Raw genomic sequence first — 26,185 nt, 5'->3', positions numbered from 1 at the left:
GTGGTTCAGGTTTTGCGTGCAGCGCTTCTGACCGCGCCGGCGCCCATTGCCTTCACAAGCGAGTTTGGTTTCGCCTCGGCGCATCGTACGATGGCCTGCGCGAAAGCGATGTTCGCCTCGTCGCTGTCCGTGAAATCGAGCTCCGCCGCCGCGATCCTGCGCGCCCAGGCGCGCGCCTCGCGCCTGCCCGCTTCCGGATCGAGCTGCTCGGGAGCGGTCCAGCAGCCAGGCTGATCGATGCGGCAGACGACGACCGCATCCCAGGAGATCGACCTTTCGCGCTTGTGCAGTCTGGTGCCGGCGTCGCCTAGAAGCGGAAGCGCCCTTATCGGTCGCACACCGCCCTCCGCCATCGCTTTCGCAAGCGCGGTCCATCCGTGGCCGTCGAGATTCTGGTACGTGAAGACCACGCGGGCTTGAGGACGGCAGACTCGACGGATCTCCTTGAAAGCCTCGGCCATCCCTCGCGTGAACCGCTCGATGGCGGCAGGCGCGCGCGATCCGGCCGCCATCTGCGCGGCCGGAAATCCGTTCAGCGCCTCCGGAGCGACCAAGCCGAAGCGGATCAGCCATGGCACGAAGAAGTGGCCGAGCTCCGAGTAGGAGATGTAGTCGAAATACGGCGGATCGGTCAGGACGAGATCGATCGAGCCATCCGCAAGATGAGAGAGGTTTTTCACGTCGCCGCAGCGCAGGTCCCAGGCGCCCTGCGGACGGTCCTCGACCTCGCGGACGGCGCCCGCTCTGGTCGGTTCGCGCGGCTCCTTGAGGGCTGAAGCGGCCCGCTGCACCGCTCGCACCGCGTTCGGGAACGTGCCGCGGCCGTTCTTGCGCAGCCACGGATTGATCTCCACCGGTCGGGCGATGTGGCGGAAAGCTCTGATCGAAAACAGCGGGCTCAACCGGCGCCATTCGGTGGCGTAGCTGCACAGCAGGTTATTCGTCGTCAGATGATCCGAGAACGCTATCGAAAGCGCCTCCCGCACCGGACCATCGAGCTTTTCGATCTCCTTCGCGAGCAGCGCCAGATGCAGGCGCTGACGCGCAGAAAATAGGTCTGCGTAGTTCTGGTAGCCGTATTTCAGCAGCCGCTGGTCCTTGCGGCCTTCGCGTGGGATCGGCGACGGCGGGATCGAGTCCGGCGTCTCCATCTCGATCGCAGCAAGAGCCGTTGCGGCGTCCGAGAACATTTTGCGATCGAACGAGGTGGCTGCGCGGATGCGCCGGTCGTTGCCCGTGAACCGACGCTCCGGACCGGACGGAATGGTTTCGACCGCAAACAATCGGAACACAGGCGGCAAACCCCTGCGGGCCGCCTCTTCGATCAGCTTCTGCCGGTGCGAGCATCTCGGACATACGCCGGCGCCCCCGTCCATGTTGCCTGCGAAGACCTTTGTCCGGACACCGCAGGCACAGCCCACAGTCTTGGCGTCCTTCTTCGATTGGTTTATGTCGCCGCAGCCGCGGCAGACGACCCATTGTTTGTCGATGTTCGGATCGGAAGCCAGGCGAAATTGCGGGTGAGCATGGTATTCGTGCCGGCATTCCTCGCAGCGCACGACCTGCACCCAGAAGGCATGCAGCAGGATCTCTTCGCGACCTTCGCTGCGGGAGCGGTAATACGGAGCGAGCTTGGCGCCGACGGTCGTGCAGAGTTGCTCCAAGGTCTGCTCAAGCGAGGGGAGGTCGCGGAGCCGCCCCTGGAACGAGGAGATCGCCGCCGCGACCGGCTCGACATCGACGCCGTTGACGTCGGCTCCGAGCCGCGATGCCTCCAACACCATGACGCCGCCGCCGAGGAACGGGTCGAGCACGGTTCGGCCTTCGTACGAGGGTGCGTCGTAGTAGGCCTGCCAGAACGAGCCGCCGGACGGCGTGCCGGCGGCGACGAGCAGCGACCGCGCCGTCACCGCCAGGCGCCGCGCGAACCACTTATGCGCCCCGTAGGCGTCGCGCGGCCGCACCGTCTCGCGGACGGCGAGACGCGCCAGGCCGACGACTGGGATGTCGCCGTCGTCGAGCAACGATCGGTCGGGAAATTTCGTCATCGTCCGTGAAGGTGACACTCAGTGAAGCCCGGTACCGAGATTTGTTCGGATCTGCGCAAGAATCCATCCACGAAGTGCTTCAGCAGCCGCGACTGGATCAAGGCCTCCTTGTCGGAAGGAAGATGGTCGACGAGCTTGCGGCTCATGATCGCCACGAACTTAGCCTTCGCGCGCGACGCGGTCACGTTGAAGCGATTGAGGTTGAAGAGGAACGTTTCCTCGGCCGCGATCTGATCCTTGTCGCCGAGCCCGAAGCTTGCGATCATGACGGTCTTTTCTTGGCCCTGGAAGCGCTCCACGGTGTCGACGGCGGCGAAGATCTCGTTCTCATCGACGCGGCCGGCGAGCGCGGCCGACAGGCGCTCGAAGACGGCAGCTTGCTGCGCGCGATGGGGTGTGACGATGCCGACGCCCTTGCGGAAGAAGTCGACCGGCGACAGAGCGGTGCGATTGTCGTCATCGATGTCCATCAGGCCAGCATCGAACAGCGCGAGCACCATTCCGGCGACGAGGTCCGCTTCTTCCTGGTTACGCTGGCTGCTGTAGCGATCGTTGTGCACCACGGCCGCGAGCGGCTGCCCGGGATCCAGTATGTCCGGTAGAGCCGGCGAGAACTCGAGTTCGCCAGGCCAGGTCGCCGGCCGGCGTGCCGGGATCGGTCGCGCGGTCGCGAAGCGCAAGCCGGCGGTGAGATCGCTCGCATGCAGGTCGGGGTAGCCGGCGAGTTTCACGAAATCGATGATCTCCCGGTTCGAGCGAAAGCTCCGGTCAAGCATCGTGCGTTCCAACTGTTCGCCGCGGTAGTTGCGGTAGAAGTCGAAGATCGAGCCAACGAGATGTCCTGCACCTTCGGGCGGCTCGATCGGATGGATCGGGGCCATCTGCAGATCGTCTCCGACTACGACCACCCGCGCATCCGGAGCCAGCTTCGTGAAGCCGACGATGGCGTGGGCGACGTCGACCTGGGATGCCTCGTCGATCAGCATCAGATCGAACATCGGCTCCATTACTCCGCGGCCGAGCTTGGCAATCTGATCGACGGTACTGGCTACGACGACGAGCCTGTCTCTGGCGGCCAGCGCAGCCTCAAGTTCGATACGGTCGGCGGCATCCCGATCGTCCATCGCGAGCATGAACGGCTCAAGCTCGGGCGCGATCTGCCCCGCCGCCTCCGCCCTCGAAACCAGTCGCGCCAACAGCACACGGTCCTCGAGGCCGAGTTGGTGCAGGATTTCCGGTACCTTGCGGGCAACGTGGTCGATCGCCACCCACGTTACGGCGGTGATCGCTATGCGCAAGCCGGTTCCCTCCTCGGCCGCACTCGCCAGCGAACCCGCCAGAAACCCCTGCGCCGTTGCGCTCTTGCCCGTGCCCGGCGGTCCCCACCAGATCGCCAGATGCCGTTGCACGGCGCGTTCGATGGCGTCGACCTGGCGCGGCGTGATGCCCAGATTGCGCTGTCGCGCGACACGTAGCACGGCATCGGCGTCAAGGCCGGTGGCGCTACGGGAGGCGATATCGGCGTTCCAGATGAAGGTCTCGGCTGGAACGCCGGCGGTGCGCCGCGGATTGAGCGCGGCGACGTTAGCAATTGCGGCCGGAAAGAGAGGACGAGCCGCTGCGAGCGGTGGATTGCGGATTCCCTGCGAGCCCGGTCTTCCGGAAAGTGCCTCGCGAAGCCGCCGCGTGAAGAAATCGATCACGACTGGATCGAGAATGCCGAAGCGCGCACGCGCAGCGTCGAAGCCAAAATCGGCGATGTCGAGTTCGACGAGATCGACGAGCAGCGTCGGTGCCTCGATGACAAGGCGCCGCGCTGCGCGGTCGAGCTTTTTGACTGAAACCTTGAGGTCGGCCCGTGCAGGCCTGGTGTAGTCCCAATTCTCGATCGGGCGGCGACGCTCCAAAGCCGGGAAGCGTCTCTTAAGACCGGCTATCGTGTCGTGCATCGTCAGAGCGAGCAGGTCCTCGGGCAGGAAAGAAAAGAGGAAATCGCCGTCCTTCACCCGCACTTCCTTGGAAGCCTCACGCAGATCGAAGACAAAGACCGCCGCGTCGGCGACTGCCCCGGGGAGTCCGATCTGGCGGAGATAGTCTGCGCGCTCGGCACCAGTCAACGTACGCTGCACGCGCGCGCTCTCGAAGCGAGCCTCGCGTTCGTGCGGGGGCATGGCCATGAGCAGGTCGTTCTCGAGCCTGTCCGCTGCATGCATCAGACGGGCGTGCTGGTAGATCATCTGGCCGTCGACGCCGACACCGGTGAGCGCCTGCACGGGCCGGAAGACGTCGTCGACGTTCGGCGCATCCGCACTCAACGTGTCGCTCAGCCGCCGCTGCAGTCCCTGCACGGTCCACGCAACCGCGCGGAGCTTATCGATCACGACACGCCTGGTCTGCTCCTGATGCCACTGGAAGTCCTGCGTCCGGAACGGCGACTTGCGCTCCCAGATTTCGGTGCCCCGCTCGGAAGGGATCTGGTCCGACAGCGGGTCCAGATAGAACTTGTTCACGTTGAAGTGCCATGGCCGGCCGTCGCGCACGCGGCGCTCGGGATCGATCGCATTGGCGAGGGAGACCAAGCCGTAGTGATGGGGCACGGCGGCTGCCATCAGGCTGTTGACAATCTCAGAGACGACGGTGATCGGCGAGGAGACAGCCGTGAAGCGGGCGTCTTCGAGGACGCTGTCGGCGGGGAACAACCATGAGACCGGGCTCACGTTGGCGCCACCCGCATCCACCGGCTGCAACATGAGATCGAGATGCCGCCCCATGACGCGACACAGGTGATCGAAGATCAGTCGGTCCCAGACGTAGAACTGGATGCTCACGTCATCCTTGTCGGGATCGTACTGTCGATAGCCGGCGAGCAGCTCGGCACGGGCGCGCATGATGTCCTGGACAAGGAATCCCAGCCACTCACGGAGAATGCGCCCCTCCTCCTCCACCGAGCGATCGAGCACCAGCATCGGACGGCGGCGCTCTCTGAAATCGCGGCCATAGCCGCGGTTCGCCGCCGGATCGCGCGGAGCGTTCGGTATCCCGTAGGAGATGAAGGAGCCGAGCGCGAAGGTGATGCCTGTCGCCACGTCGAAATCGGCGGAAAGGAAAACGCGGATGTCGGAAAAGCGCGGAAGCACCGCCGAGGTACCCGCTCTGTCCGGAATCTCGGCGGGGCGCCGTTCAGTGAGCGAGACGCCGCGAGCCACCAGCACTGTGCGCTTGGCCCGCAGCGTCTGGTGCGTCTCGAACACGGGGTTGCCGGGTTGAACCCCGGCCACCTCGGCGACGCTGGCGATCCCGCGTTCGAGCAGTTTGCCGGTTGCGCCCTCCGTCAGCCCCGCGATCTGGCTAGGATGACCGACGTCGCGGGCCATCGTCCAGCAGTACGCCATGTTCTCGCGCTCGGATCGCGCGGGTGGAGTGGCGATACCCGCAGCGGCGTCTTCGTCCGTGGACCAGCGGTAACCGAGATAGTCGCAGCCTAGACAACGACGATCCACGTGCCACGACAGGTCGCGCCAGTCGGGAACGGAGAGCACCGCCCGCAGCTCGTTCTGCAGGAAGCGCGAAACACGACCGAGCACGACCTCCGGCGGCATCTGCTCGAGATCCTGCGCGAAGGCCGCCAGATACAAGGCCGGCCGCCGCTCGAGGATGTGCTCGGCGACGTCGGCCTGAAGTTGGCGCTCGATGCTGGAGGCGTCATGCCGTCCGGGCCAGACCGCTGCCTCGGCCAGTACGAAGAAGCGGTCGTCGTAGCCGTGTTCTGTCAGCCAGCCGGCGAGCGTCATGCCGTAGTAGGCGAGTTCGGCGAAGTGCGCCGGCGACGCTTCACCCGAGATCTTGATGTCCACGATCTTGAGGCCAAGGCGCCGCTGATCGTCGACGGACTCGAGCCGACCGTCGACGAGCATCGCGCGGCGCGGGGTACCGTCGGGCGGCACGACATGGATAATGTCCGGCCTGACCTTGGCGAATTCCAATCTGTCTGTCCCGCCGAAAAAGGCGCCGCCGTATAGATCGTCGAGCCCGTGAGCCGCCCTGAACGGCGCCTCGACCTCATACTCGGCCTCGATCAGAATCTGATTGGGAATGACTCCACCGAGGCGGTCCGCCAGCGACAGCGTGCCGAACGCACGCTCCTCGCCCTCAGCGAAGGCTCTCGACTCCCCGTGCATCACCAAGCCGGGCAGCACTTCCGCTAATTCGCCGAATTTGCGCCGCTCATGACTGCGACCGGCCTGGGTGAGCAGAGCCAAACCGGGCCGATGGGTATCCCGCTTCGGCGCACCGACTGCCTCCCTGTCCCTTTCGGACCTGTACAGGTCGAGCCGCAGGCGCCGCTGACAATCAGAGCGGATGAACTGCGAAATGGCTCGCTTGCCGAGACGATAGACCATGAGACCGGAGCTCCATGCCCAAGCCGCCAAGGAAACCCGATCCTTGGATGTCAGGGTTGCGGGACGCGGACGGAAACGCCAGAGATTGATTCAAGGGAACATGCGAAGTCAATGAGCGGCGCGCTTCCCGACCGATCTTTCCCTATATATTTGAGCGACTTGGCGCGAGCGACCGGGAAAGTCGGTCGCACCCACCCGTATTTTTCCCAGTGGCCGATCACGAATACCGGTGCCGACTCGGAGACTGCGCATCGACCGCCTGCGATCGCGGGCCAGCAGGTGCCGCCGACCAGCGAGTTGATGGTGCCGACGATGACAATTGCCATGATCAGAACTCCGCGGAACACGTGGACAAGCCCGGTCCTTCCGATCTCGAATCCCAGCCCTGTGCTAACCGCTCGGAACGCGGCAGCGACCGAAGGGATTCGTCAGGCAGGAGTTATTCGGATGCCAATGGCGAGGAAGAGACCACAAACGCTGCGCGGCTGGGCGATCAACGTGCTGCTGGAGGCGGGGGCGATCCAGGAGTGTGAGCAGCATGGATGGGCGCAAGACCGCGCCGATCCCCACGCGCGCGAGCGCGCTATCGATATCGCGCGCCACGATCCACCGAACGGCATTACCGCCGACGAAGCTGTCATGGAAGTCCGTGAGATCCTGGCTTCTACTGGAGACATCTGCCCTGAATGTCCGGGCGATTGAGGTCAGTTCAGGCCGATTTCCGCCGCGCCCCTGCTGCGGGCTTCTTCGCCGTCGTCTCCTTAGCCGGCTTCTTGCCCGCGATCGGCATCAACATTTCCTTTTGACCGGCAGACGCCTTCTTCGGCTTCTTGGCGGGCTTAGCCGCCTTCGCCGGCGCGGCCTCGCGGCCGACGCTCTTACGCAGCGCCTCCATCAGATCGACCACGTTCTCGCCTTTGGGCCGTTCTTTCGGGCGGATCACCTTTCCTGCGCGCTTCTGGTTGATCAGGTCGACCAGCGCCGTTTCGTAGTGGTCCTCGAATTTGTCCGGCTCGAAGTTGCCCGCCTTCTGATTCACGATGTGCTTGGCTAGGTCGAGCATGTCCTTTGTGACTTTGACGTCCTGGATGTCTTCGAAATACTCGGCTGGATCGCGAACCTCATAGGGATAGCGCAGCAACGTGCCGATCAGGCCTTTGTCGCGTGCTTCGAGCGCGATGATATGCTCGCGGTTGGTCAGCACCACCCGCCCGATCGCGACCTTGTCCATTTCCCGGATGGTCTCGCGGATCACCGCGAAGGCGTCGTGACCGACCTTACCGTCGGGACGCAGATAATAGGGCCGGATCAGATACCTCGGATCGATGTCGCTGCGGTCGACAAACTCGTCGATCTCGATCGTGCGGGTCGATTCTAGCGCGAGCTCCTCGAGTTCCTCTTTAGTGACCTCGATGTATTGGCCCTTCTCAAGTTCGTAGCCCTTAACGATGTCCTCGTTCGCCACCTCGTCTCCCGTATCGGCGTCGACCTTGAGGTACTTGATGCGATGGCCGGTCTGCCGGTTCAGCTGGTTGAACGAGATCTTTTCAGATTCCGAGGTGGCTGGATAAAGGGCCACCGGACAGGTCACCAGCGAGAGACGCAGGAAGCCTTTCCAATTCGCGCGAGGGGCCATAGCGAACGCAACACTCCTTAACGGGACTCGGACTCAAGACGAACGAACGCGCCCGGTTCCGACAGCAAGGCAGCCCGGCGGCGGCAATTTTTCACTTCTACGGGCTCGCGTTTTTGTTCTTGTTATGTTCTTATGGGTTTATGTCAGATCGTCCGGCCAGTTGGCGTTTCCCGACCATGAAACAGATCCAAACACTCGCCAATGCCCCTGTCGTCGGCAAAAACACTCCTCCGGCGCCATCCGTGGGTCCGGGCGACGATCTGCCCGATTCCTATTGGGAGGCGCTGCTCACGGACGCGCGGGCCGATGCAGTCGCTCCCGCGAAGCCGGTCCAAACGCGCAAGCTGTGCGAGATCGGCCGCCACGTGCTGCGGGTGTCATGCCGACGCTGCGGCAGGATCGTCGAGATTCAGAAGGCCGACGCCACCAGGCTCTACGGTCCGCAAGCCCTCTGGAGAGACGTCGGTCAGCGCCTACTCGACAACACCTGCCAGCAACGCACGGGCAGCCACGAAGAGGATGGTTGTTGGCCTGCGTTCGAGTAACCGCGCTGGCGATGCCTGACCCTAGGATATCCGGATGGCCCCTCGCTATCACCCAACGCCTTTAAGCGGCGGCGATCGCAAGGCACTCGCGAAGGAGCTCGGCCGCGCACGCGCGATGACGACCATCCTGGCAGCGCAATCCGCCGTAGCCCGATCCAAAGGGGAAGCGCTGATCCGCGAGGCCGACAAGCTTCTTGCGGAAAGCTGGAACGAGCGCATGTGGTCGAACGGCGGCCCGATCGATCCCTCACCGACGATCGATCAGGCCATCAACGGCGGCTACGGCTGGCTCGAGATTGAATGCTCGAGATGCAAGGCGAAGCGGGAAGTCGACATGGCTGCGCTGCGCCATCCGCCCACGACGGCGGTCCATGACCTCGCGGGCAGACTTCGATGCAGCAAATGTGCTAAGGCCGGCCGCCGTCCCGCCGCCACCCTCCTGCAATTGACGCCACGAGCCCACCAGGCCGCTCCGGAGACCTGAGATGTGCAACCTCTACAGCATGACCAAGAACGTCGACGCGATCCGGCGATTGTTCGGAGCCCTCAAGAGTAGCGTCGGCAACTTGCCAAGTATGCCCGGCATCTTCCCGGACTACCCGGCACCGATCGTCTGGAATGCGGCCGGCGCTCGCGAGATCGTCATGGCGCGATGGGGCATGCCGTCCTCATCGAAAGCCCTGATGGACGCAACGAAGAAGCGGGCCGAGAAGCTGGAGGCGAAGGGAAAGACGGTTGATTTCAAGGAGCTGTTGCGGCTGGAGCCGGACAGCGGGACAACGAATATCCGCAATACTAGTAGCGGTCACTGGAAGCGGTGGCTCGGTCCGGACAATCGTTGCCTTGTGCCTCTCACCTCGTTCTCGGAATATGACGCGATCGACGGCAAGAAGGTGCCTGTCTGGTTCGCCCTCGATGAGTCTCGCCCGCTGGCCGCTTTCGCCGGCATCTGGACGAACTGGACCAGTGTGCGAAAGGCGAAGGAAGGCGAGATCACCACGGATGTCTTCGGCTTCTTGACCTGCGATCCAAACGCGGAGGTGAAGCGTGTCCATCCGAAGGCGATGCCGGTGATCCTCACCACCGCCGACGAGTACGACACGTGGATGCGCGCTCCATGGGACGAGGCCAAGGCGCTGCAGCGTCCCCTCCCCGACGGCGCACTACAGGTTGTCGCGACGGGCGAAAAGGAAGATCCTTCGCCGGCGGCTGCGACCTGAATTAGCCGGTCAAGATCGAGGCATGACGTCCGGATGGATGAGCGGGACATTCTTCAGCTTCATCGCCGCTGTCGGCTTCTCGCCGAAAAGGTCGCTTTTCGGTACCGTCAACGTTCTAGCTGTTGCCAGCGCGCATTGTTTCAGATGGGATGCGACTCGTTATCATGTTCGAACTCCGCACTTCTGTTGTCGGGAACCGGCTCGCTCTTCGGATGCGGCGCGCTGTCGCTGCTCGCAGGAACGAATGCGGCGTCCAGATCTGGACGCTACCGCAGCTTGCCGCACGACTCGCGGGCGGCTTCTCGACTCCGCTCTCGTCAGAACGACTCGACCTCACCGTCCAAGATGCGCTCGCGGAGAGTCGCTTCGCGGAGTTAGAGCGCGTTCGGCACCTTCCGGGCATGGCCCGAGCGGTGTCGCGGAGTTTGCGCGAGCTGTGGGATGCCGACGTCGATCTGCGCGCGGAAGCCCACGCGGAAAATGCTCGGCTTAACGACTTGGGATTGATCGAACAGCGTGTTCGAAATGATTTACCGTCAGCAATGCTGATTCCGCGCGATCTGCGTAACGGAGCACTCGCACGAATCCGATACGCGGCACGCACGATCGGTCCGGTGACCATCGAAGGTCTTTCGTTCGTCGCACCTGTCTGGCGTCCTCTGATCGACGCGCTCGCGAATGAGGTTCCGGTCGAATGGCGCGCCCCCGAACATGCCGAAACCGAGTGGTTCGCGGGGACCGTTGTCCGAGCGCCGACCTCCAATCGGCGATCCACCATCGCGGCAGTGTCCTGCGCCGATCCGCATCATGAAGTCGTCGAGGCGCTTCGCTGGGCGCGCCGGCTGATCGTCTCCGGGACCGCGAGGCCGGACGAAATCGCGATCGCTTCGGCCGGCACCATCGCGTGGGACGACCATTTTTGCGCGCTGGCTGCCGACGCCGGGTTGAGACTGCATTTCGCTCACGGGATTCCAGCCCTCTCGACGCGCGACGGCCAACGATGCGCGGCGCTCGCGGACATCCTGCTGCACGGCTTAAACCAGCAGCGCATGCGACGCCTCGTTTCGCTGTGCCGAGGACAAGGTTCGCTCGACGCCCTTCCCGAGCGATGGCTCGGATCCCTTCCACGTGGCGCGACGTTGGCCCGGGTCGACGATTGGCGGCGCGCGATATCCGCCGCGACACTGAAGGATACCTCCTTGGCCGGCGTCGAGGCGATCCTGCCACTTCTCGGCATGCTGGCCACGGGCGTTTCCGCAGCGCAGGAGGCGGCGAAACATTTTCTGCGCGGGCGCGCGCTGCAGCTTTGGGGAGCGGCCCTGCGAAGCGCGCCGGCCGAGGCAATCGAACTTTCCCTGGCTAATGCCCGGTTCGCATCCGAAAACGATCCCACCGATTCGATCGTCTGGTGCTCGGCGCGTGAACTCGCGGCTGCGCCGCGCGCGCACGTCCGTCTGCTCGGACTGACGGACCGGAGCTGGCCCCGGCGCGCCGGCGACGATTCCATCGTGCCCGATCACGTGCTCTCCTCGACCTTGCTGGACGTCGATCCGATCGCTCGGGCGGATCGCAGGCATTTCCAAGTCATTCTCGAAAGTGCGTCCGGCGGCGTCGTGCTGTCGCGCAGCCGCCGAAGCGCGCAGGGTGCCAGGGTCGGACGCAGTCCACTGTTGCAGGATGTCCCGGAGATATCGCTGTCGCGGGCCCGCGTGCCCGAACATGCCTGGAGCCAGTCGGACCGCCTGATGGCTCGCCCGAACGACGCTGCGAAGGACGGAGGAATGGCATCCGCGGATCTGTGCTGGCGCAATTGGCATCTCGGGCGGCTGACGCCACACGACGGACTGTTCGGCGCCGACCATCCGGTCGTTCTGAAGGCCATCGACCGAGTGCAGTCCCCGACGTCGTTGCGGCTGTTGCTGCGGGATCCTCTCGGCTTCGTCTGGCGCTATGGGCTCGGATGGAGAGTGCCTCGCGATCGCGAGCAGCCGCTCACGATAGCGCCCGAAGAGTTCGGCAAGCTGGTCCACGAATTGCTGCGGCGAGCGGTCGACGCGCTCGAGCCTTGGCCTGGCTACGCCCGCGCGTCAGACGAGGAGATCGAAGCCGCCCTGCAGGACGCCGTGCGCACCGTGCGGGAAAGCTGGCCTTTACAGGAACAAGTGCCTCCGCTCCTCCTGTGGGCCAACACGGTCGACTTCGCGGCTTCGATGGCCTCAGTGGGCTTGTTGCGCAAGGAAATCTCCGATGCCGGTACGCGCAGTTGGACCGAAGTTCCCTTCGGCCAATCCGAAGAACTCGTCATCGAGCGGGAGCTCCCCTGGGATCCAACAATTCCAGTCGCCGTGCCGGGAACGCCGATCTCTTTGCGCGGAGCGATCGACCGCGTGGACTTGCGAAGCGATCATTCGGCGGTCCGCGTCACCGACTACAAGACGAGCGCGCCTCCCAAAAACCCCGGTCGCATCGTGATCGGAGGCGGCGCCGAATTGCAACGAACCTTGTACGCGCTCGCCTGCCGTCAGTTGCTGACGGAGGATTCGCAGGTTGTCGCAAGACTGCTCTATCTCGGCGGCGAGACGTTGGTGCTCAGACTTCACGATCTCGACGCGGCCATTGGACAGATCGCGGACTTCGTGAACGCGGCGGTCGCGATGCTCAGGCGCGGCACGGCCTTCCATGGGCGGTCGTCGTTCGACGCGTCGAACGAACTGCGATTGGCACTTCCGGCGTCTCCAGGCTACGGACGGCGCAAACTCATCGCCTACAACAGGGCGAGCGAGGGTCTCGCGCGTTTCTGGAGCGCGCCATGACGGGTGCGGTCGACGAAGTCGCGCGCCAGCGGGCGCTCACCGAGCTGGATTCGTGTCTACTGGTCGAGTCAGCCGCCGGTACCGGCAAGACGTCCCTCCTGGCCGGCCGCGTTGTCATGCTACTTGCCTCCGGCACGGCTCCCCGATCGATCGCCGCCATCACCTTTACCGAGCTTGCGGCCGGCGAGCTGCGCCAACGCATCGCCTGGTATCTGGACAGCGTCCTTTCAGGAAGCGTTCCCTACGAACTCCGGCTTGCCCTACCGGACGGACCTTCGACGGAACAGAGGGCGGCGCTGCGGGCAGCTTCCGAACGGCTCGACGAGTTGACGTGCGGCACGATTCACTCCTTTTGTCACGACCTGCTGCGGACCTACTCCGTGGAAGCGGCTATAGACCCCGGCGCCGAGGTTCTGGACGGCGACCAGGCCGACTTTGCCTTCGACGCGATCTTCGACGGATGGTTTCGCGCTCGCCTCGATGCCACGACTGCCGCGGCCGATGATCCGATCGCCGCCATCGCGCGGAGAGACCCTATTGGCGCCGAGGAGCTCCTGCGGAACTTCGCGCGATTCCGTCGGCGTTATCGCACCGCGCGGCCCCTCCCCTCCGATCTGGATCCGAACGCAGACCTCGAATTCACGGAAGCTGTCCGGGAATTACGCCGATGGTGCGACCACGTCGATGTGACGCCGGAGGCGGACCCTGACATTGTCGCTCTTGAGACGTTGGTCGCGCACTTTCGGGGCGGCTTCGACCCTCTGCCGGACTTCGAAAAGCTCTGGACGTTGGCGCACCCGACCTGGCTGCCGATCATGCGCAAGAACTCTTTCGACTTGCGCGACTACAAGCGGCGCTCGATCTGGCGAAAGATTTCCGGACGCGAAGCGGGCGATCGCCTGGCGGACGAGGCAGAGGAACACTATGCGCGGTGCCGGAACGCCTATAGCGCGCTGATGGGCCGCGTCGCGACCGCGATCATCGGAACGTTCTCCGCGGAGGTCGACGAGGTGCTCGACGGGTACGCGGCGTTCAAACGAAGCGCCGCGGTGTTGGATTTCGACGACCTCCTGTTCACGTGTCGCGACGTGCTTCGCGACCATCCGCTCGTCCGAAGTAGCGCCGCCGAGCGGTTTTCCCGGCTCCTCGTCGACGAATTTCAGGATACGGATCCGACACAAGCCGAGACCTTGTTCTTGCTGTGCGGATTGGAGGGCCACTCGCCGACATGGCACCAAAGATCGTTGCGGCCGGGGTGCCTCTTCCTCGTCGGAGACCCCAAACAGGCTATCTATCGCTTCAGAGGTGCGGATCTCGCGACCTATCTAACGGTACGACGGGCCGTCGAGGCGCAGTTTCCGGACAACGTCCTGCATATCACGGCGAACTTCCGCTCCCGGGGGCAGATTCTCGACCACATCAACAGTTGTTTCGAAGAGCGGCTGTCCTCCCAGGAAGCTGGTTACGTCGCTCTTCGTAGCACGCGGACCGATACCACGCCTGGCTTGCCGTGCGTTGCAAAGGTGTCGGTGCAGCTTCCGCCCGAGACGCGCGTCGACGGCGCGCGAGACGAGGAAGCTCGCGTCGTCGCCGAGGTCTGTTGCCGACTGATCGGCAACGTCGAAGTGAAGCTCAACGACGGCGAGACGAGGCGCCTCGGTCCTGGCGACATTGCCTTGCTCGCGCCCGTCTCGACCGATCTTTGGAGATACGAAAGGGCATTGGAGGAAGCCGGCCTGCCTTTCGCGTCGCAGGCGGGCAAGAACCTGTTCAAGCGGCAGGAAGCGCAGGATCTGGTGGCCTTGATCCGGGCCTTAGCGGACCCTCGCGATACTTTAGCGCTCGGGGCACTGCTGCGCGGGCCTCTGGTCGGTCTCACCGAACAAGAACTGCTCGACATAACTGCGGGCCTGCCGGCAGCGGATAATCGAGAAGGAATCGTCGGGCTTTCCCTGCGGACCGACCCGAGCACGATCGAACATCCGGTCGCACGGGACGTGCTGACCGTGCTCCGCGATCTCCGCATCCGGGTCAATGGCACGACGCCCGCCCTGATCCTCGCCGAGGCTATCGAACGGCTGCGGGTTCGCGGCATCGTTGCGGCCCGCAGCGCCGACCAAGCCGCCCGATCGCTCGCGAACATCGATGGGCTGGTCGAACGGGCGCGCCGCTATCGCGTCCGGGGCTTCGTTCAGTTCGCCAGGGACATCGACGACGAGTGGTCGCGTGGGCAGGCTTCGCCGGAAGGAATGGTCGAGGCGGACGGACAGTCTATCGAGATCGTCACCGTCCACAGCAGCAAGGGGCTCGAGTGGCCGGTCGTCATACCGATCAATCGTGCGTCGATGCCCCGCCGCGCCGAAACGTTCGTCTACCGCCGGTCCGACGAGAGTCTGCATTGGTCTTTAGGGCAAGTCGTGCCGCCTAGTCTCGGAGACGCCTTGCTGGCCGAGGAGACGGAGAAGCGCAACGAGAACCTCCGCCTGCTCTACGTCGCGTGTACGCGCGCGATGGAATCCCTGATCATACCGGACTTCACCTGGAGCAACGACGCTTCTTGGGCGAAGCTCCTGGACTTCAGGCTGGACACGATTCCCGAGCTGAACACATCGCGCCTATCTCGCGCCGCGACGGTACCGCCGGTCACGACAGACAATTTGCAGAGCGCAGAAATCTTCGCCGAGGAGCAATCGCGGTTGGAGAGCACGCCACGGACCCGTTGGATCGCTCCGAGCGACGGCGATCCCGACGAGATCGCCGATATTCTTCCGTCGGCGATCGACGCCGATGAACCGCTTCGCCTGACGATCGAACTCGAAGGAGGACGTGTTCGCGGCATTCTTCTGCACAAATTAATGGAGGAGCTGATCACCGGCGAGCTCCCGGAAGACCTTGAAGCAGCAAGCGCGAGAGCAGCGTTATTGTACGACCAATTGCTTTCACTGTCGTCGTCCGACGCTGCGATCGAAGCGGTCGAACTGGCGACCACCGCGCTCGCCACTCTGCGCCTCCCGGAGATTGAACCGTATCGTAGTCGACTCGTCGCGGAAGTTCCGATTCATGCCACGACCACAACAAGCGCGTACGACTTGATCGCGGGTCGCGCTGATGCGATGGCGCAAACTAAGGATGGCGACATCGTTGCCTTCGACTGGAAAAGCGATATCGCGCCTGACGACGCCAATCGCTCGGCTTACAGACAGCAGCTCGCGCAATATCTTCGCGCGATCGGAGCTCGAAAAGGTGCTGTCGTCTATATGACGATAGGCCACCTCGATTGGATTACCATTGCCCCGTAGGATGCCCGAACTTTCATGCGGGAACTCTAAGCCGCTCGATGCGCTCGATCAATCGATCGAACTCTCTCTCAGGGTCTCGGTACCAATCGGTCGACCATATCCTGTAGATCGTCCAGTTGAGTCCTTCGAGGACGTCCTGTCGCAGACGGTCGCGATCCCGCGCTGACTTCGAGGAGTGGTAGGTCGCTCCGTCGCACTCCACACCCAGGATGTAACTGCCCGGCTTGTTGGGGTGCACGACACCGATATCGATCCGGTACCCCGCCACGCCGACCTGGGGATGAGCTTCGTAGTTAGCCGCCTTCAGGCGCGACAGGAACCATCGCTCGAAATCGCTCCCGGGCTCCTCTCCGGTACCGCGTCCTGGTGTAAAGGTGCCGCGATCCGCATATTCGAGGAACTCCTTCAAAACTCGAACTCCGCGGCGATTTCCGTCGGCCACGATGCGACCGGGGTCGAGCGAAGTGAAGACCGTGAGTTTGCGCTTCGCTCGAGTGAACAGCACGTTGAGTCGCCGATGACCATACGCTCGGTTCAAAGGGCCGAAGTTCTGCCGGAAGACACCCTCGGCCGTGGGCCCGTAGACCGTCGAAATCAATATGACGTCGCGTTCGTCGCCTTGCACGTTCTCGAGGTTCTTGACGAAAAAGTCTTCCAGGCTGTCGGCCCACTTTTCACGGTACGCCTGGACGTCGGGATCCGAAGTGGCCCGATCGTCCATCAAGGTCTCGATGAGATCTCGCTGCGCTTGGTTCATCGCGACGATGCCGATCGAACGATCGGCCCGTGTTCGCATCAGCTCCGCCGCTTCTGCCACGATCGCTTGGGCTTCCTTGGGATTTCTTCCCTGGCCAACCTCGTAGTCGCCGACGATCTTTCGGCACGACACTCCGTAGTCCGGATCATCGAGCACCGGACTGGGGTAGACCAGAAGTCGCTCACCATAGAACTCGCGGTTCGAATATGCGATCAGGCTTTGGTGTCGCGAGCGATAGTGAACTTCCAGCATCCGCATCGGATGCCAGCAGCGACGACCGAGCTCTAGGATCGATTCTTCGGGAGCATCTTCGACTTTTTCGTCGCTCAGGTCGTCCGACGCGCTGAAGAAGTCCGTGGGCGGCAATTGTTCGGGATCCCCCACGATGACGGCCTGCCCGCAACGCAGCATCGCGCCCAGCGCGTCCTCGGGGCGCATCTGTGAAGCCTCGTCGATCACGAGCAGATCGAAGCTATGTCGGCCAGGTTCGAGGTACTGCGCTACAGACATCGGGCTCATCATCACGCAGGGCGTGTACGCACGGATGGCGTTTCCTGCATTTGAGAACAGTCGGCGCAGTGCGATCCGCGGCTGCTGCAGGCCGGTTTGGTGCGTCAACATCTCATTGTCGGTGTAGTCGCGCGTCGAGCCCGCGCGCCGACCGGGAGGAATCGACCGAGCGCGAAGCTGGGCCGCGACCATCTTGCGATTCAGTTGAAGTATCTCGCGATCCAAGTCCTGAAACCGCTTGCGCACCTGCTCGTGAGTGTTCCCGGCATGCCGCGTCAAGACGGGATGCTCCCTCATGAGCTTCTCCGCAGCCGAGCGATAGAATGCGGCTTCGATGGCGAGGGCGACGCCCGAGTAGCGTAGCCCTTCCGTCGGCCAGCAACGGATAAGGTCACTCAAACCAAGGCTTGCGGCTTCGAGCTCCGTCGACAGCAACGCGATTTGCTTTTCGAGAGCATCGGGAGCCTGAGACGCTCGCTCGCACTTTTGCAATAGCGTCCGGATCGGCACAGCTCTCCAGGGGCCGCCGCACCATTCCTCGGGTCGAAGCTTGAGGAGTTCATCCGCCTCCGCGGCAGCTCGATCGACTTCGGCGATCGCGGCCTTCAGATCCTCTGCGGTTCGCTTCAAACTGGACGATCGGTCGCCGTAGCCTTCTTGTAGGAGATAGCGTGCGACGGAAGGCGGGAGCTTCTTCGACTGCACACCTACGACGAAGCGAGTCGTCGCTCGAACACGCCGAGCCCGCTCCAATTCAGATCCCGCAGCAATCGACGCGCAGGCGTTCGTTGCCATGACATCTGCGGCCATTTCCTGCCGGAGGACCTTGGCCTCTGTCTGCATCTGCAGGGCTTTCGGAAGAGAGGCCACCGGCTGGCTGGGCTGAATACCAAACTGCTGACTGGTCGTGACGATCAAATCGAGGGCTGACGCGCGAGATTCGTGGCGATCGGCCTCCGCGTGGATCGTGGATCGGGCAGCGAACGCTGTCTGGAACGCATCGACGAGATTCAAGCTGCCGGCAGCTTCCGCGAAGCGGACGAGCATCGCGAATTCGTCGGGGCCGCCTTCGAACGCCAGCCGCCGCAATTCTCGTGAGCCCGACTCGCCGGGAGGAGTCACTTTCTGGACCGATCGCATCCATTCCGACACTTCAATGAGGCGCTCGAACGGAGTTTCCGCCCCTTTCCAGTGTCGACCGGCAGCAGCTTTTGCTTCGGCGCATTCCTCCAACCGATGCAACCGATCCTTCCACAGAGCCGCCGCAATCAGCCGTTTTGCAGCATCGACCGGAGGAAGCTGGGGCTCGTCCGGAAAGGTTTGGCGGCAGACGGCGCGCGCAGCCCGCCATTCTCCTCCGAAGATTTTGCCGAAGAAACCAGTAGAGCGAAACGTTCCTGCAGCTCGACGCAGTTCGGCCACAGACGGAATCGAGTCAGCAAGCCTCGTCGTAGCCTGCTCCGAAAAGCTTGCTTCGGCCGCCGCGGATTTGACCTCGCCAGCAAGCTCGTGGGCGGTACCCAAATCGTCGATCGCCGCTTCCGCCGTGAGTGCCTGCGAGCGATAGCGAAGATTGTCCTGCCGGATCTTGGGAACGACGAGAAGGTAGCCCGCGGCCATCGCCTCTGACTTGACGTCGGATGGCGCATTCGGATCACGGCTCGCCGCGCTGAGCAGGTCCGCCATCAGTCGGACCAAGGAATCAAGTCTCGCAGCGGATTGTCTCGCCGCTTCGAGATTCGTCGATATCGCATCGACCGACAGAGTGGCTACTTCGAGAGCCTTCGCCCTCTCGAACAGCGTCCCGACGCCTTCACTGTTGGTTTCGAGCGCCTGCTTTGAGCAGATACCGTCTACCTGCAGTTCGAGATCATGGGCTCTTAAGCAACGATCGACCCAATCGTCGAGCGACTTTCGAGCCGATTCGCCGGACGCAAGGGTGAGCAACTTCTCCTCGACGTCCACCGCCGGTGTGGGTAGATCGGAAACGATCGTCGCTGCCGCGGAGGCGTCGGCCGGCGAGTTTAGACCGTCCCACGACGTCGCGCCGGCGAGTGCCTCGACGTGCTGCAGAAGCTGCCTCAGCGCGGCGCCCCAACCCGCCACGACTTCAACGGCCCTGGTCCGATCGAAGCGGTTCAGGTTGAGGTTCCCGACGCCGCGCCAAGGCTGATGCTTCGGTTCGGCGGCGGCCCCCATCGCCATCGCCCAATCGTCCAAGGCTTTGCCGAGTCCGACCAGTTCGGCGAGCTTGAAACGGTCGATGCCTAACGGCTCCGGAAAACGGAACTCCGTCGTCGGTCTTGGAGGTGCAGGCTCTTGACCGGCTCTGGTGGAGTCGCCCCAAAGGACCTGATGAACGCTGAGGCCGGTAGCGCCGGCCGAGCTGTTGATCAGACTCGCATACTCGGTGAGACGCTGACGCGCCTGGCGAAGAGCTTCGCGGGCGCTCTCGACCTCCTGGACGTTCGCGGCGCTACGCGGGGTTTCCATGCGCTCGCGTATCGATTTGAGGACCGACGCCTTCGAAGCTTTAGCGGAGTGCACCTCAAGGCAATAAAGCCCGAGGCCCATATGATCGAGCCGATCCTTGACCACCTTCAACGCGGCCATCTTTTCGGAGACGAACAAGACCGATTTGCCGTGCCAAAGAGCGTTGGCGATGATGTTGGTGATCGCCTGCGACTTGCCGGTGCCTGGCGGCCCCTGGATGACGAGGTTCTTCCCGCTTGTGGCGTCGATCACGGCGCTGAGCTGCGAGGCGTCGGCCTCGATGACCAACGCGGGGGCTTGAGACTCGAGCTCTGGATGGTCGACGTCGTAGACCGCAGCGACGTTGTCGCCGTGCTCGCCGACGACATCGCCGTAGACTTGCCCCAGCAATTCGTGAGCCTCTGGACGGGAGTCGGCCGGCCATCGAGCCGAGTCGAGATCGCTCCACATCGCCTGCCGGGCAAATGAAAAGAGCCCGACGGTCGCGAAGCGCCGAACCTTCCATCGAGGTTTGTTGGTGAGGCGGGCAGCTACGCCGGAAAGATAAGTTTCAATTCCGGCCTCTGGATCGTACTCGGGCAGATCTATCGCGAAGCGCTTCAGCTTTTCGCGAAGCGCGACATTGCTCGCTTCGTCGTCGTCCCGTCCGGCGATGGAATAGACGTACTCGCCGCTCGCGATGCGCTTCTCCATGTTGATCGGCAACAAGACGAGGGGAGCGTACGATGGATCCGTCGAATCGTCCTGTTCGTACCATTCGAGGAAGCCGACCGCGAAGTATAGCGCGCTGAGGCCGGCATCCTCCTGGAGCGCCCGCGCGGCACTGTGGATGCTGGCCAGTTTCGGCTCCAGGCGATCCGGGAAAAAGAGTGTCTGCAGAGTGTTGTCTGCATGGTGCTTTTGCGCGGAGCGTTTGGACGGCGGCAGATCGTACGATGGGTCTATTCCGAGTTCCCGGGCTCTTGCTCTAGCATCGGTCGCGACCCGCCATTCTAGCATCCCGAGCTTCGCCCTCACACGATCGCGTAGCGCCCTTTCAGCGACCTTATCCTTCGTGCGACGGCGGTTACCTGCAGCGCGACGCGCATCTTCAGCGGCCAGCCAGTCCGAATCGGTTTCCTTAGCCGTCTTCAGGGCGGCTCGGAAATCGTCGGTCTCCTCGTCCCGAGGAACCTGCTCGACAGGTGGAATCGGAATGACATCGAGGGATTTGCCCGAGGCCAAGGCTGCGATCAGCAGCGCCAAATCCTCGTCGACGATGCGGACGTGCTTTGCCGACGTCTCCGAATGACGAAAGTTCAGCATGGTATTACGCATGCTGAGATCGATCAGCTTTTCCCGAGCTTTGCGGACGCCTTCTCGCACCAACTCGGCGATGCCGGAAATACCCTCACTGGACCTGGTCGAGCGAGAAGAGTTGTTGCCGTTAGTTTGCCCGAACGTCGTCATAAACTGGAACTGCCACCTGAACTGAGTCGCCAGGCATGCCGTCTCGTTCCTTGTGAAATTGCCGACGCCGGCCCCCTCAGAACAAGCTATGCCCCCTTGATTTCGCTTGCATATTGCCTCGCGGACAACCGGCTCGCAAGCAAAAGGAATTCCCTCTTTGGTTCAATGGTGGCAATCTGAACGCTGGTCACCGTCCGCCGATGTGTAGACCCGCAGCGGCGCGAGTTCGAGAGCAAGCCCGCGCGTCAACGCCTCCATCGCCGCAGCCACGGCTCCCTGCAGCACGGTGTTTACCGAGAGACGCGCGCTCCGGGAGCCGGAAACGAAGCAGAGCGAGCCTCCGCTCTTGATCTTCGCCGCTCGCGCCACGTGATAGGCGCCCCAGAATGCATAGCGATTCTCGGCCAGGCAGATCGAGGCGCTTGCGCTTCTTCCCGCCCGGCTTGGCGTTCACGTGATTCTCCCGCCTCGCTCAGGACTTCTTGAAGCGCACGGTAAACTTCGTGACCAAATCGTTCGGTGTCAGACCGAAGTGGTTCAACTGGGCAGCCACTACCTTGACGTCCGCGTAGCCGTTCTTCTGGCTGATCGCCACCGCGTACTTCCTGACCGCCTCGACCAGGCGAGCCAGGCATTCCACCGTGATGATCCTCGCGTCGGCATGCAGGGTCGCGGCGTGCTCGGGCGTGATCTTCGGATGCACCATGACCGGCGTCGCGCTGCAGCTCTTGTCGTACTTGTCGGCGAACCACGTCATGGAGCCGGTGAGCTGGTTGCAGTCGTGCTTGTTGATGGCAGTCGCCTTGACGGCGCCGCTCTTGCACTCGATCACAAGGTACTGCAGAGAGCCCAGAGCCCAGAGGTTATCGGGCCCGCGACCGGTGTCTTGTTCGGGTCGCTGGGATCCGAAGCCGAGGAAGAGGCCGAGATCGAACATCGTCGACTCGAATTTCTTGCTGTTTTCCTCGCCCCACGCCAACGTTTCGATCAGCGCATTGACCCACATAATCAGATCGTTCGCTTCGAGGAAGCGCTTCATGAATGTTACCGCCATGGCGGCCTGGCTGTCCTTGGGGACGCTGAGCTTGCTGTAGACGATGCCGCTGATCGGGCGCACCAACGCGGGGTTGGCCTGAACCGCCGCAAGTTGGATTTCTTGCGCCTTCGTCTGGTCGGTGTGATGGACGTACTCCGCAAGCTGTTGCTTCAAGTAGCCGAGCGCCTTCTTCTCGGTCACCTTCCTGACGGCCTCCTGGACCGTTTGCTCAGCGAGGTCGAACCGCTTCGAGCGCGCGAAATCGAAGGCCTTGCGCAGCGCGACCACGGTCTCGTCGACGTGGCTCGCATCGCCGGCATCCGCGTTGACGACGGCGGATCTGCTGGCGTCGAGCCATTCATCGTCGCCCGTCAGGCAGAGGTCCATCACCGTCTCGATCTCGGACAGTGGCTTGCCTTTCAATTGCGCGGTGACCTCACGCCCGAGATCGAGTTGCGCGCGCGTCGCGGACGAGAACAGCGCCCGGGCATCCGGCCGATGCAGGCGCTGCGTCAGCTTGGCGCCAACGAGGAGAACGACGCAGTGATCCTGGCTGGAACGCACGCCGCGCCCCATGCCCTGCTCGATCCGTTGTACTTGGCGGACCAATTGCCGGCGGGTACCGTCCAGCGCTTCCTGCTCGATCCTCTCCAGCAGGCCATAGAGCTCGGGCAGACCGTCGATTACCAGAAGTTCGCAGGCCTTGGCAGGCAGATCGACGCCGTCGTACTTGCCGACGAATACCGTCAGGCCGACGTGCCCCTTGCGGAGCTTGTCGGTCCCCTCCTCGATGTTTTCGGCCGTAAGCGTCTGGTTGGCGATGTCGGACCAGAATTCCGCCCTCTTCTTCGACGGCACGATGACCGCGACGTTGATGGTCTTGGCCTTGGCTGCGACCAGCGCCTTGATCTCGTCCATTGTGATGTCGGGGTTGATCTCCTGCGGCGCGAGGATCATGCGGTCGCCGATGTCGCCGCCGCCCTTGGGCCGAATAGGATCGGCAACCTCGGCGGCGTCGGCCTGGAAGTGGCTGACCAACACGCCGTCGTCCGCCAGGGTCGCGGTCATGTAGATGCGCCGCTTCGCGCCGGTGAACGCGGGGATGTTGTCGATCGGGATGAAGCGCGGCGCGATCTCGACGTTGCCGCCTCCGAACGCGCACTGGCAGAGCTCCAGGACATCCTCGACGAGGCGCCACGGCCACTTCAACGTCTCGTCGCCGCGGTGAGGATGCAGGATTCGAAGGACTTCGCTCTGCTTGTTCTTCCAGGCCCAGAACGGCACCGCCATGGCGATCTGCGGATCGTGGTCGGCGACGTCGAGATAGGCCGACGCCGACTGGTTTTCGAGATCCGGCTTGAACAGCTCCAGTAAGGCGTCGTAAGCGGGATGCGAAGCGGGTAGCCGTATCTTGAACTGGTCGGCGACGGTCGCGAGGCAGGCGTGCGCGTCATCGATGACGAGGCTTCCGATCTCGATCTTGGCGCCGCCGCGCCCGACGCCGAAGACGGATCTGCCGTTGACGAGCTTCCAGATGTTGATGACGAGGATCGCGTTCCCGGAGAGGAAGGCCGCGTCTCCCTCGTCTTCGGTCACCGCCACGCCCAAGGACCCGGCTTCGGCGATGACCTGGCGAAGGAGGTAGTTGTCGGGCGTGACGTACACCGCGGGCCCGACGCCTTCGTTCAGGCTGCTCTGCAGGCACAGCAAGCCGACCACGGTCTTGCCGGAGCCGGTGTTCATTTTCAGGGTGTTGTCGCCCCGCGTCCTCTTGCCGTACCAGGCGTCGAACACGTCGCCCTGCTCGTCCGACGGTCGCTTGAACTTGGTCGTGTCGCGCTTGAGCGTCGTGAAGATCTTGCGGGGGTCGGTTGGCTTCGTCGATGGGAGGCCGGATTTGATCTTCTTGTAGTCGAGGGCCACGGGGTTTACTCCAAAACTTTACTGCTGGCGCCGACGGGCGCGGTCGCCGGCGAGAATTCGTCCGCCAGCGCCCAGTTCAAAATCCGGAACAAAATCATCGAATCGGCTGCCGCGGGGGCGTCAATAGAAAGCAATTCTCACCGGGTCGCAACGCCCGGTAGCAGAAAGTGTAATAGACCTCCGCACTCTTAGAGCGTCATCGGTTCCCGCCAACGCGTGGCTTCAACCGGTGCAGCCCCCGTCTGGCGAGCGTGCGCAGAGGCAAGGATGGCCGATTTCGTCGAGCTGTAGCCACGCGAGGGGCCCCGGAAGCGGCCCGGTTCGGCAGCAAATCTACAGAAAAATCGCGATGGTTAACGCCGGATGCCGGATTCCGGAAAATCTCGCGATTTAGCTGACTTAGCCAATTTCCGGGTGCAATTTTTCAAGGATTCGTCTGCCGTAAGTCACTGATCTAACTTCTCTTTTTCGAAGATTCTTGTTGATCTTCACCGGGGCATGGCCTCAGTTGACCGCAGGCCTAAGACGTAGGCCGGCGCCGCCTTCTCTTGCGCGAGGGACCTTCGCCTAGGATTCGCGACCGTTCGGGTGAACGGCGGCGGCGCCCCCGGGCCACACGACAGACAATTCCACCGACGCCGCGCGAGCGGCGAACGCCGATCCATGTCGGGACGGCGAGCGGAGAGCTGCGTTCGATGAGCAAGAAGCGACCGAGGCCAAGGCACGCCGTCGCGGGCCGGCCGACTGACCTGATTGCCTGACCATCAGAGCCGATAGGAACCGATTTCCAATGGTTGACGATAGCGTTGCATCAACTGTCCCCGACCAAGAAGCCCGCCGGCCCAAAACGGCCGCCGAGCGACAGCGCGCTTATCGGCAGCGCAAGCGGCAACAGCGCCAAATAGCGCCGGCTAGTGCTCCGCCCGAAGCGCTACCTGATGCCCAGCCAGTCGCTGCGGTCGTTGGGTTGCCAGTCGCGTCCAACGTCACCGTCACGCCTGCCGCGTTACCCGTCACGGCCGTCACGCCCGTCACGCCCGTTACGTCCATCACGCCCGTCACGCTCGCCGTCACGTTACCCGTCTCCGCCGACGTCACGCACGTCACGGAGCCACTCAGCCAGGTGACGAACGGGCGGCCGATCAGCGCGCACGGGTTGACGGTGGCAGCCCTCGCACTCGCTGCCGTTGGCATCACGATGAACGGTTGGTTCGCCCAGACGCTGGGTTCGACCGATCTTGCTGGATTGCTTTTTCTCGCCATCGGCATCGCCAGCGATCTTGTGGCCCTGGCGGTGCCCCCCACCGCCGTCCAGCTTTGGCAGGCACGCCGTCGGGCCACAGCCATCATAGCTTGGCTGGTATGGTTGGCGACCTTTGTGTTCGCCGTCACGTCTGGCATCGGGTTCGCTTCCGTCAACATCGCGGACGTCACCCTCACCCGCGCGTCACGCGTGACGCCAGCCGTAACGATAGCGCAGGACGCGTTGCGTGACGCCGTTGCGGCACGTAACCGAGAATGCGCCGGCGGAGTGGGTCGCTTCTGTCGCGAGCGCGAGCAAGCCGTGACGGATCGCCAACGCGCGCTCGATGCTGCGCTGAGTGCGGTCGAACGTGCCGCGGATCCCCAAACCGACGCGGCCGCTAAGATCGTGGCCTGGCTCAGTGTCGGAGTCGCGAACCCGGGGGCTGATGCCTTCGCAATGCTGCGCCTAATACTGCTGGCGCTCTTGCCGCAAATCGGCGGCATCTTGCTGATGATTGCTCGGTCGCGCTAAAAGCCACCTGGCGGGCTCTCAAGCCGCTGCGGCAACCGGCAAACAGGCGCGATCTATCGTAACGCCCGGATCACGATCCCCGCTGAGGAGATCGCCAAGCTTGGAAGGTCAAGCTGATCGCCGGCGTGCCGGTGTAGGCCTTCGTCAAGACCGCCGATCGCAGCGAAATGTCCTACCTGACGCAACCGACAGCCGATCAGATCGCGCGGGCGTTCCGCTTGGCTGCGGGCGTGGTCAGCCCAGGCGCTGAGTTCGAAATTTGAAACAAAACTAGCGAAT

At 63.3% G+C, this 26,185-nt stretch carries 13 protein-coding genes; 7 read left to right on the top strand and 6 right to left on the bottom strand.

All coding sequences use genetic code 11. The features are described from left to right. Positions 1-5 precede the first annotated feature (5 nt). From JQ635_RS05005 to JQ635_RS04995, 3 genes are read right to left on the bottom strand one after another with little or no spacing between them, the layout of a single operon-like run. Positions 6-2,048 carry a hypothetical protein gene (locus JQ635_RS05005; protein ID WP_211408753.1) on the bottom strand — a complete coding sequence of 681 codons (2,043 nt, stop codon included), beginning with the start codon at positions 2,046-2,048 and terminating at the stop codon, positions 6-8. Further along, positions 2,045-6,448 carry a bifunctional RecB family nuclease/DEAD/DEAH box helicase gene (locus JQ635_RS05000; RefSeq protein WP_211408752.1) on the bottom strand — a complete coding sequence of 1,468 codons (4,404 nt, stop codon included), beginning with the start codon at positions 6,446-6,448 and terminating at the stop codon, positions 2,045-2,047. Before JQ635_RS05000 ends, JQ635_RS05005 begins: the two co-directional genes overlap by 4 nt. Positions 6,449-6,498: 50 nt before the next feature. Continuing rightward, positions 6,499-6,774 (bottom strand): hypothetical protein, encoded by a 276-nt coding sequence (locus tag JQ635_RS04995; protein ID WP_211408751.1) that lies wholly within the window; start codon positions 6,772-6,774, stop codon positions 6,499-6,501. Positions 6,775-6,895: 121 nt separating this feature from the next. Here JQ635_RS04995 and JQ635_RS04990 point away from each other — a divergent pair, with 121 nt between their 5' ends. Then, positions 6,896-7,150: a hypothetical protein gene (locus JQ635_RS04990; RefSeq protein WP_211408750.1), complete on the top strand. Its 255-nt coding sequence runs from the start codon at positions 6,896-6,898 to the stop codon at positions 7,148-7,150. Between the two features lie 7 nt (positions 7,151-7,157). On the opposite strand, the gene JQ635_RS04985 is transcribed toward JQ635_RS04990, so the two are convergent. Then, a complete protein-coding gene (locus tag JQ635_RS04985; RefSeq protein WP_211408749.1) occupies positions 7,158-8,084 on the bottom strand; it encodes a Ku protein in 927 nt (308 codons plus the stop codon). A gap of 176 nt (positions 8,085-8,260) precedes the next feature. Between JQ635_RS04985 and JQ635_RS04980 the strand changes: the two genes are divergently transcribed. The 5 genes from JQ635_RS04980 to JQ635_RS04960 all read left to right on the top strand — a co-directional run bounded on the left by JQ635_RS04980 (position 8,261) and on the right by JQ635_RS04960 (position 15,961). Then, positions 8,261-8,629, top strand: a complete 369-nt coding sequence (locus JQ635_RS04980; RefSeq protein ID WP_349631838.1) for a hypothetical protein — start codon at positions 8,261-8,263, stop codon at positions 8,627-8,629. Positions 8,630-8,663: 34 nt separating this feature from the next. Continuing rightward, entirely contained in the window at positions 8,664-9,113 is a 450-nt protein-coding gene (locus JQ635_RS04975) for a hypothetical protein (protein WP_211408747.1), read from the top strand. A 1-nt stretch (position 9,114) separates the two neighbouring features. After that, entirely contained in the window at positions 9,115-9,849 is a 735-nt protein-coding gene (locus JQ635_RS04970; protein ID WP_211408746.1) for an SOS response-associated peptidase, read from the top strand. Positions 9,850-10,013: 164 nt separating this feature from the next. Beyond that, positions 10,014-12,662, top strand: a complete 2,649-nt coding sequence (locus tag JQ635_RS04965; protein WP_211408745.1) for a PD-(D/E)XK nuclease family protein — start codon at positions 10,014-10,016, stop codon at positions 12,660-12,662. After that, positions 12,659-15,961: a UvrD-helicase domain-containing protein gene (locus JQ635_RS04960; protein ID WP_211408744.1), complete on the top strand. Its 3,303-nt coding sequence runs from the start codon at positions 12,659-12,661 to the stop codon at positions 15,959-15,961. Before JQ635_RS04965 ends, JQ635_RS04960 begins: the two co-directional genes overlap by 4 nt. Before the next feature lie 13 nt (positions 15,962-15,974). Here JQ635_RS04960 and JQ635_RS04955 read toward each other — a convergent pair whose 3' ends face one another. Further along, positions 15,975-21,170: a DUF4011 domain-containing protein gene (locus tag JQ635_RS04955; RefSeq protein ID WP_211408743.1), complete on the bottom strand. Its 5,196-nt coding sequence runs from the start codon at positions 21,168-21,170 to the stop codon at positions 15,975-15,977. Positions 21,171-21,642: 472 nt separating this feature from the next. Further along, complete coding sequence (locus JQ635_RS39320) at positions 21,643-24,129, bottom strand: helicase C-terminal domain-containing protein (protein ID WP_211408742.1); 2,487 nt, start codon at positions 24,127-24,129, stop codon at positions 21,643-21,645. Positions 24,130-24,919: 790 nt separating this feature from the next. On the opposite strand from JQ635_RS39320, the gene JQ635_RS04945 reads away from it, so the two are divergent. Then, the gene (locus tag JQ635_RS04945) at positions 24,920-25,906 is read left to right on the top strand and encodes a hypothetical protein (RefSeq protein ID WP_211408741.1); all 987 of its coding nucleotides are present in this window, start codon (positions 24,920-24,922) and stop codon (positions 25,904-25,906) included. The last annotated feature ends 279 nt before the right edge of the window (positions 25,907-26,185 follow it).

The organism is Bradyrhizobium iriomotense (assembly GCF_018130765.1).
In the GTDB taxonomy this organism is placed as follows: domain Bacteria; phylum Pseudomonadota; class Alphaproteobacteria; order Rhizobiales; family Xanthobacteraceae; genus Bradyrhizobium; species Bradyrhizobium iriomotense_A.
The sequence above is the reverse complement of the archived record's forward strand: the minus strand, read 5'-3'. Positions and strand labels throughout refer to the sequence as shown.

What these genes read in the sequence shown, in the direction of transcription:
- JQ635_RS04955 (WP_211408743.1), bottom strand. Translation starts at nt 21,170, where the DNA reads ATGACGACGTTCGGGCAAACTAACGGCAACAACTCTTCTCGCTCGACC.
- JQ635_RS04990 (WP_211408750.1), top strand. Translation starts at nt 6,896, where the DNA reads ATGCCAATGGCGAGGAAGAGACCACAAACGCTGCGCGGCTGGGCGATC.
- JQ635_RS04985 (WP_211408749.1), bottom strand. Translation starts at nt 8,084, where the DNA reads ATGGCCCCTCGCGCGAATTGGAAAGGCTTCCTGCGTCTCTCGCTGGTG.
- JQ635_RS04960 (WP_211408744.1), top strand. Translation starts at nt 12,659, where the DNA reads ATGACGGGTGCGGTCGACGAAGTCGCGCGCCAGCGGGCGCTCACCGAG.
- JQ635_RS04965 (WP_211408745.1), top strand. Translation starts at nt 10,014, where the DNA reads ATGTTCGAACTCCGCACTTCTGTTGTCGGGAACCGGCTCGCTCTTCGG.
- JQ635_RS04970 (WP_211408746.1), top strand. Translation starts at nt 9,115, where the DNA reads ATGTGCAACCTCTACAGCATGACCAAGAACGTCGACGCGATCCGGCGA.
- JQ635_RS04945 (WP_211408741.1), top strand. Translation starts at nt 24,920, where the DNA reads ATGGTTGACGATAGCGTTGCATCAACTGTCCCCGACCAAGAAGCCCGC.
- JQ635_RS05000 (WP_211408752.1), bottom strand. Translation starts at nt 6,448, where the DNA reads ATGGTCTATCGTCTCGGCAAGCGAGCCATTTCGCAGTTCATCCGCTCT.
- JQ635_RS04975 (WP_211408747.1), top strand. Translation starts at nt 8,664, where the DNA reads ATGGCCCCTCGCTATCACCCAACGCCTTTAAGCGGCGGCGATCGCAAG.
- JQ635_RS04995 (WP_211408751.1), bottom strand. Translation starts at nt 6,774, where the DNA reads ATGGCAATTGTCATCGTCGGCACCATCAACTCGCTGGTCGGCGGCACC.
- JQ635_RS05005 (WP_211408753.1), bottom strand. Translation starts at nt 2,048, where the DNA reads ATGACGAAATTTCCCGACCGATCGTTGCTCGACGACGGCGACATCCCA.
- JQ635_RS04980 (WP_349631838.1), top strand. Translation starts at nt 8,261, where the DNA reads ATGAAACAGATCCAAACACTCGCCAATGCCCCTGTCGTCGGCAAAAAC.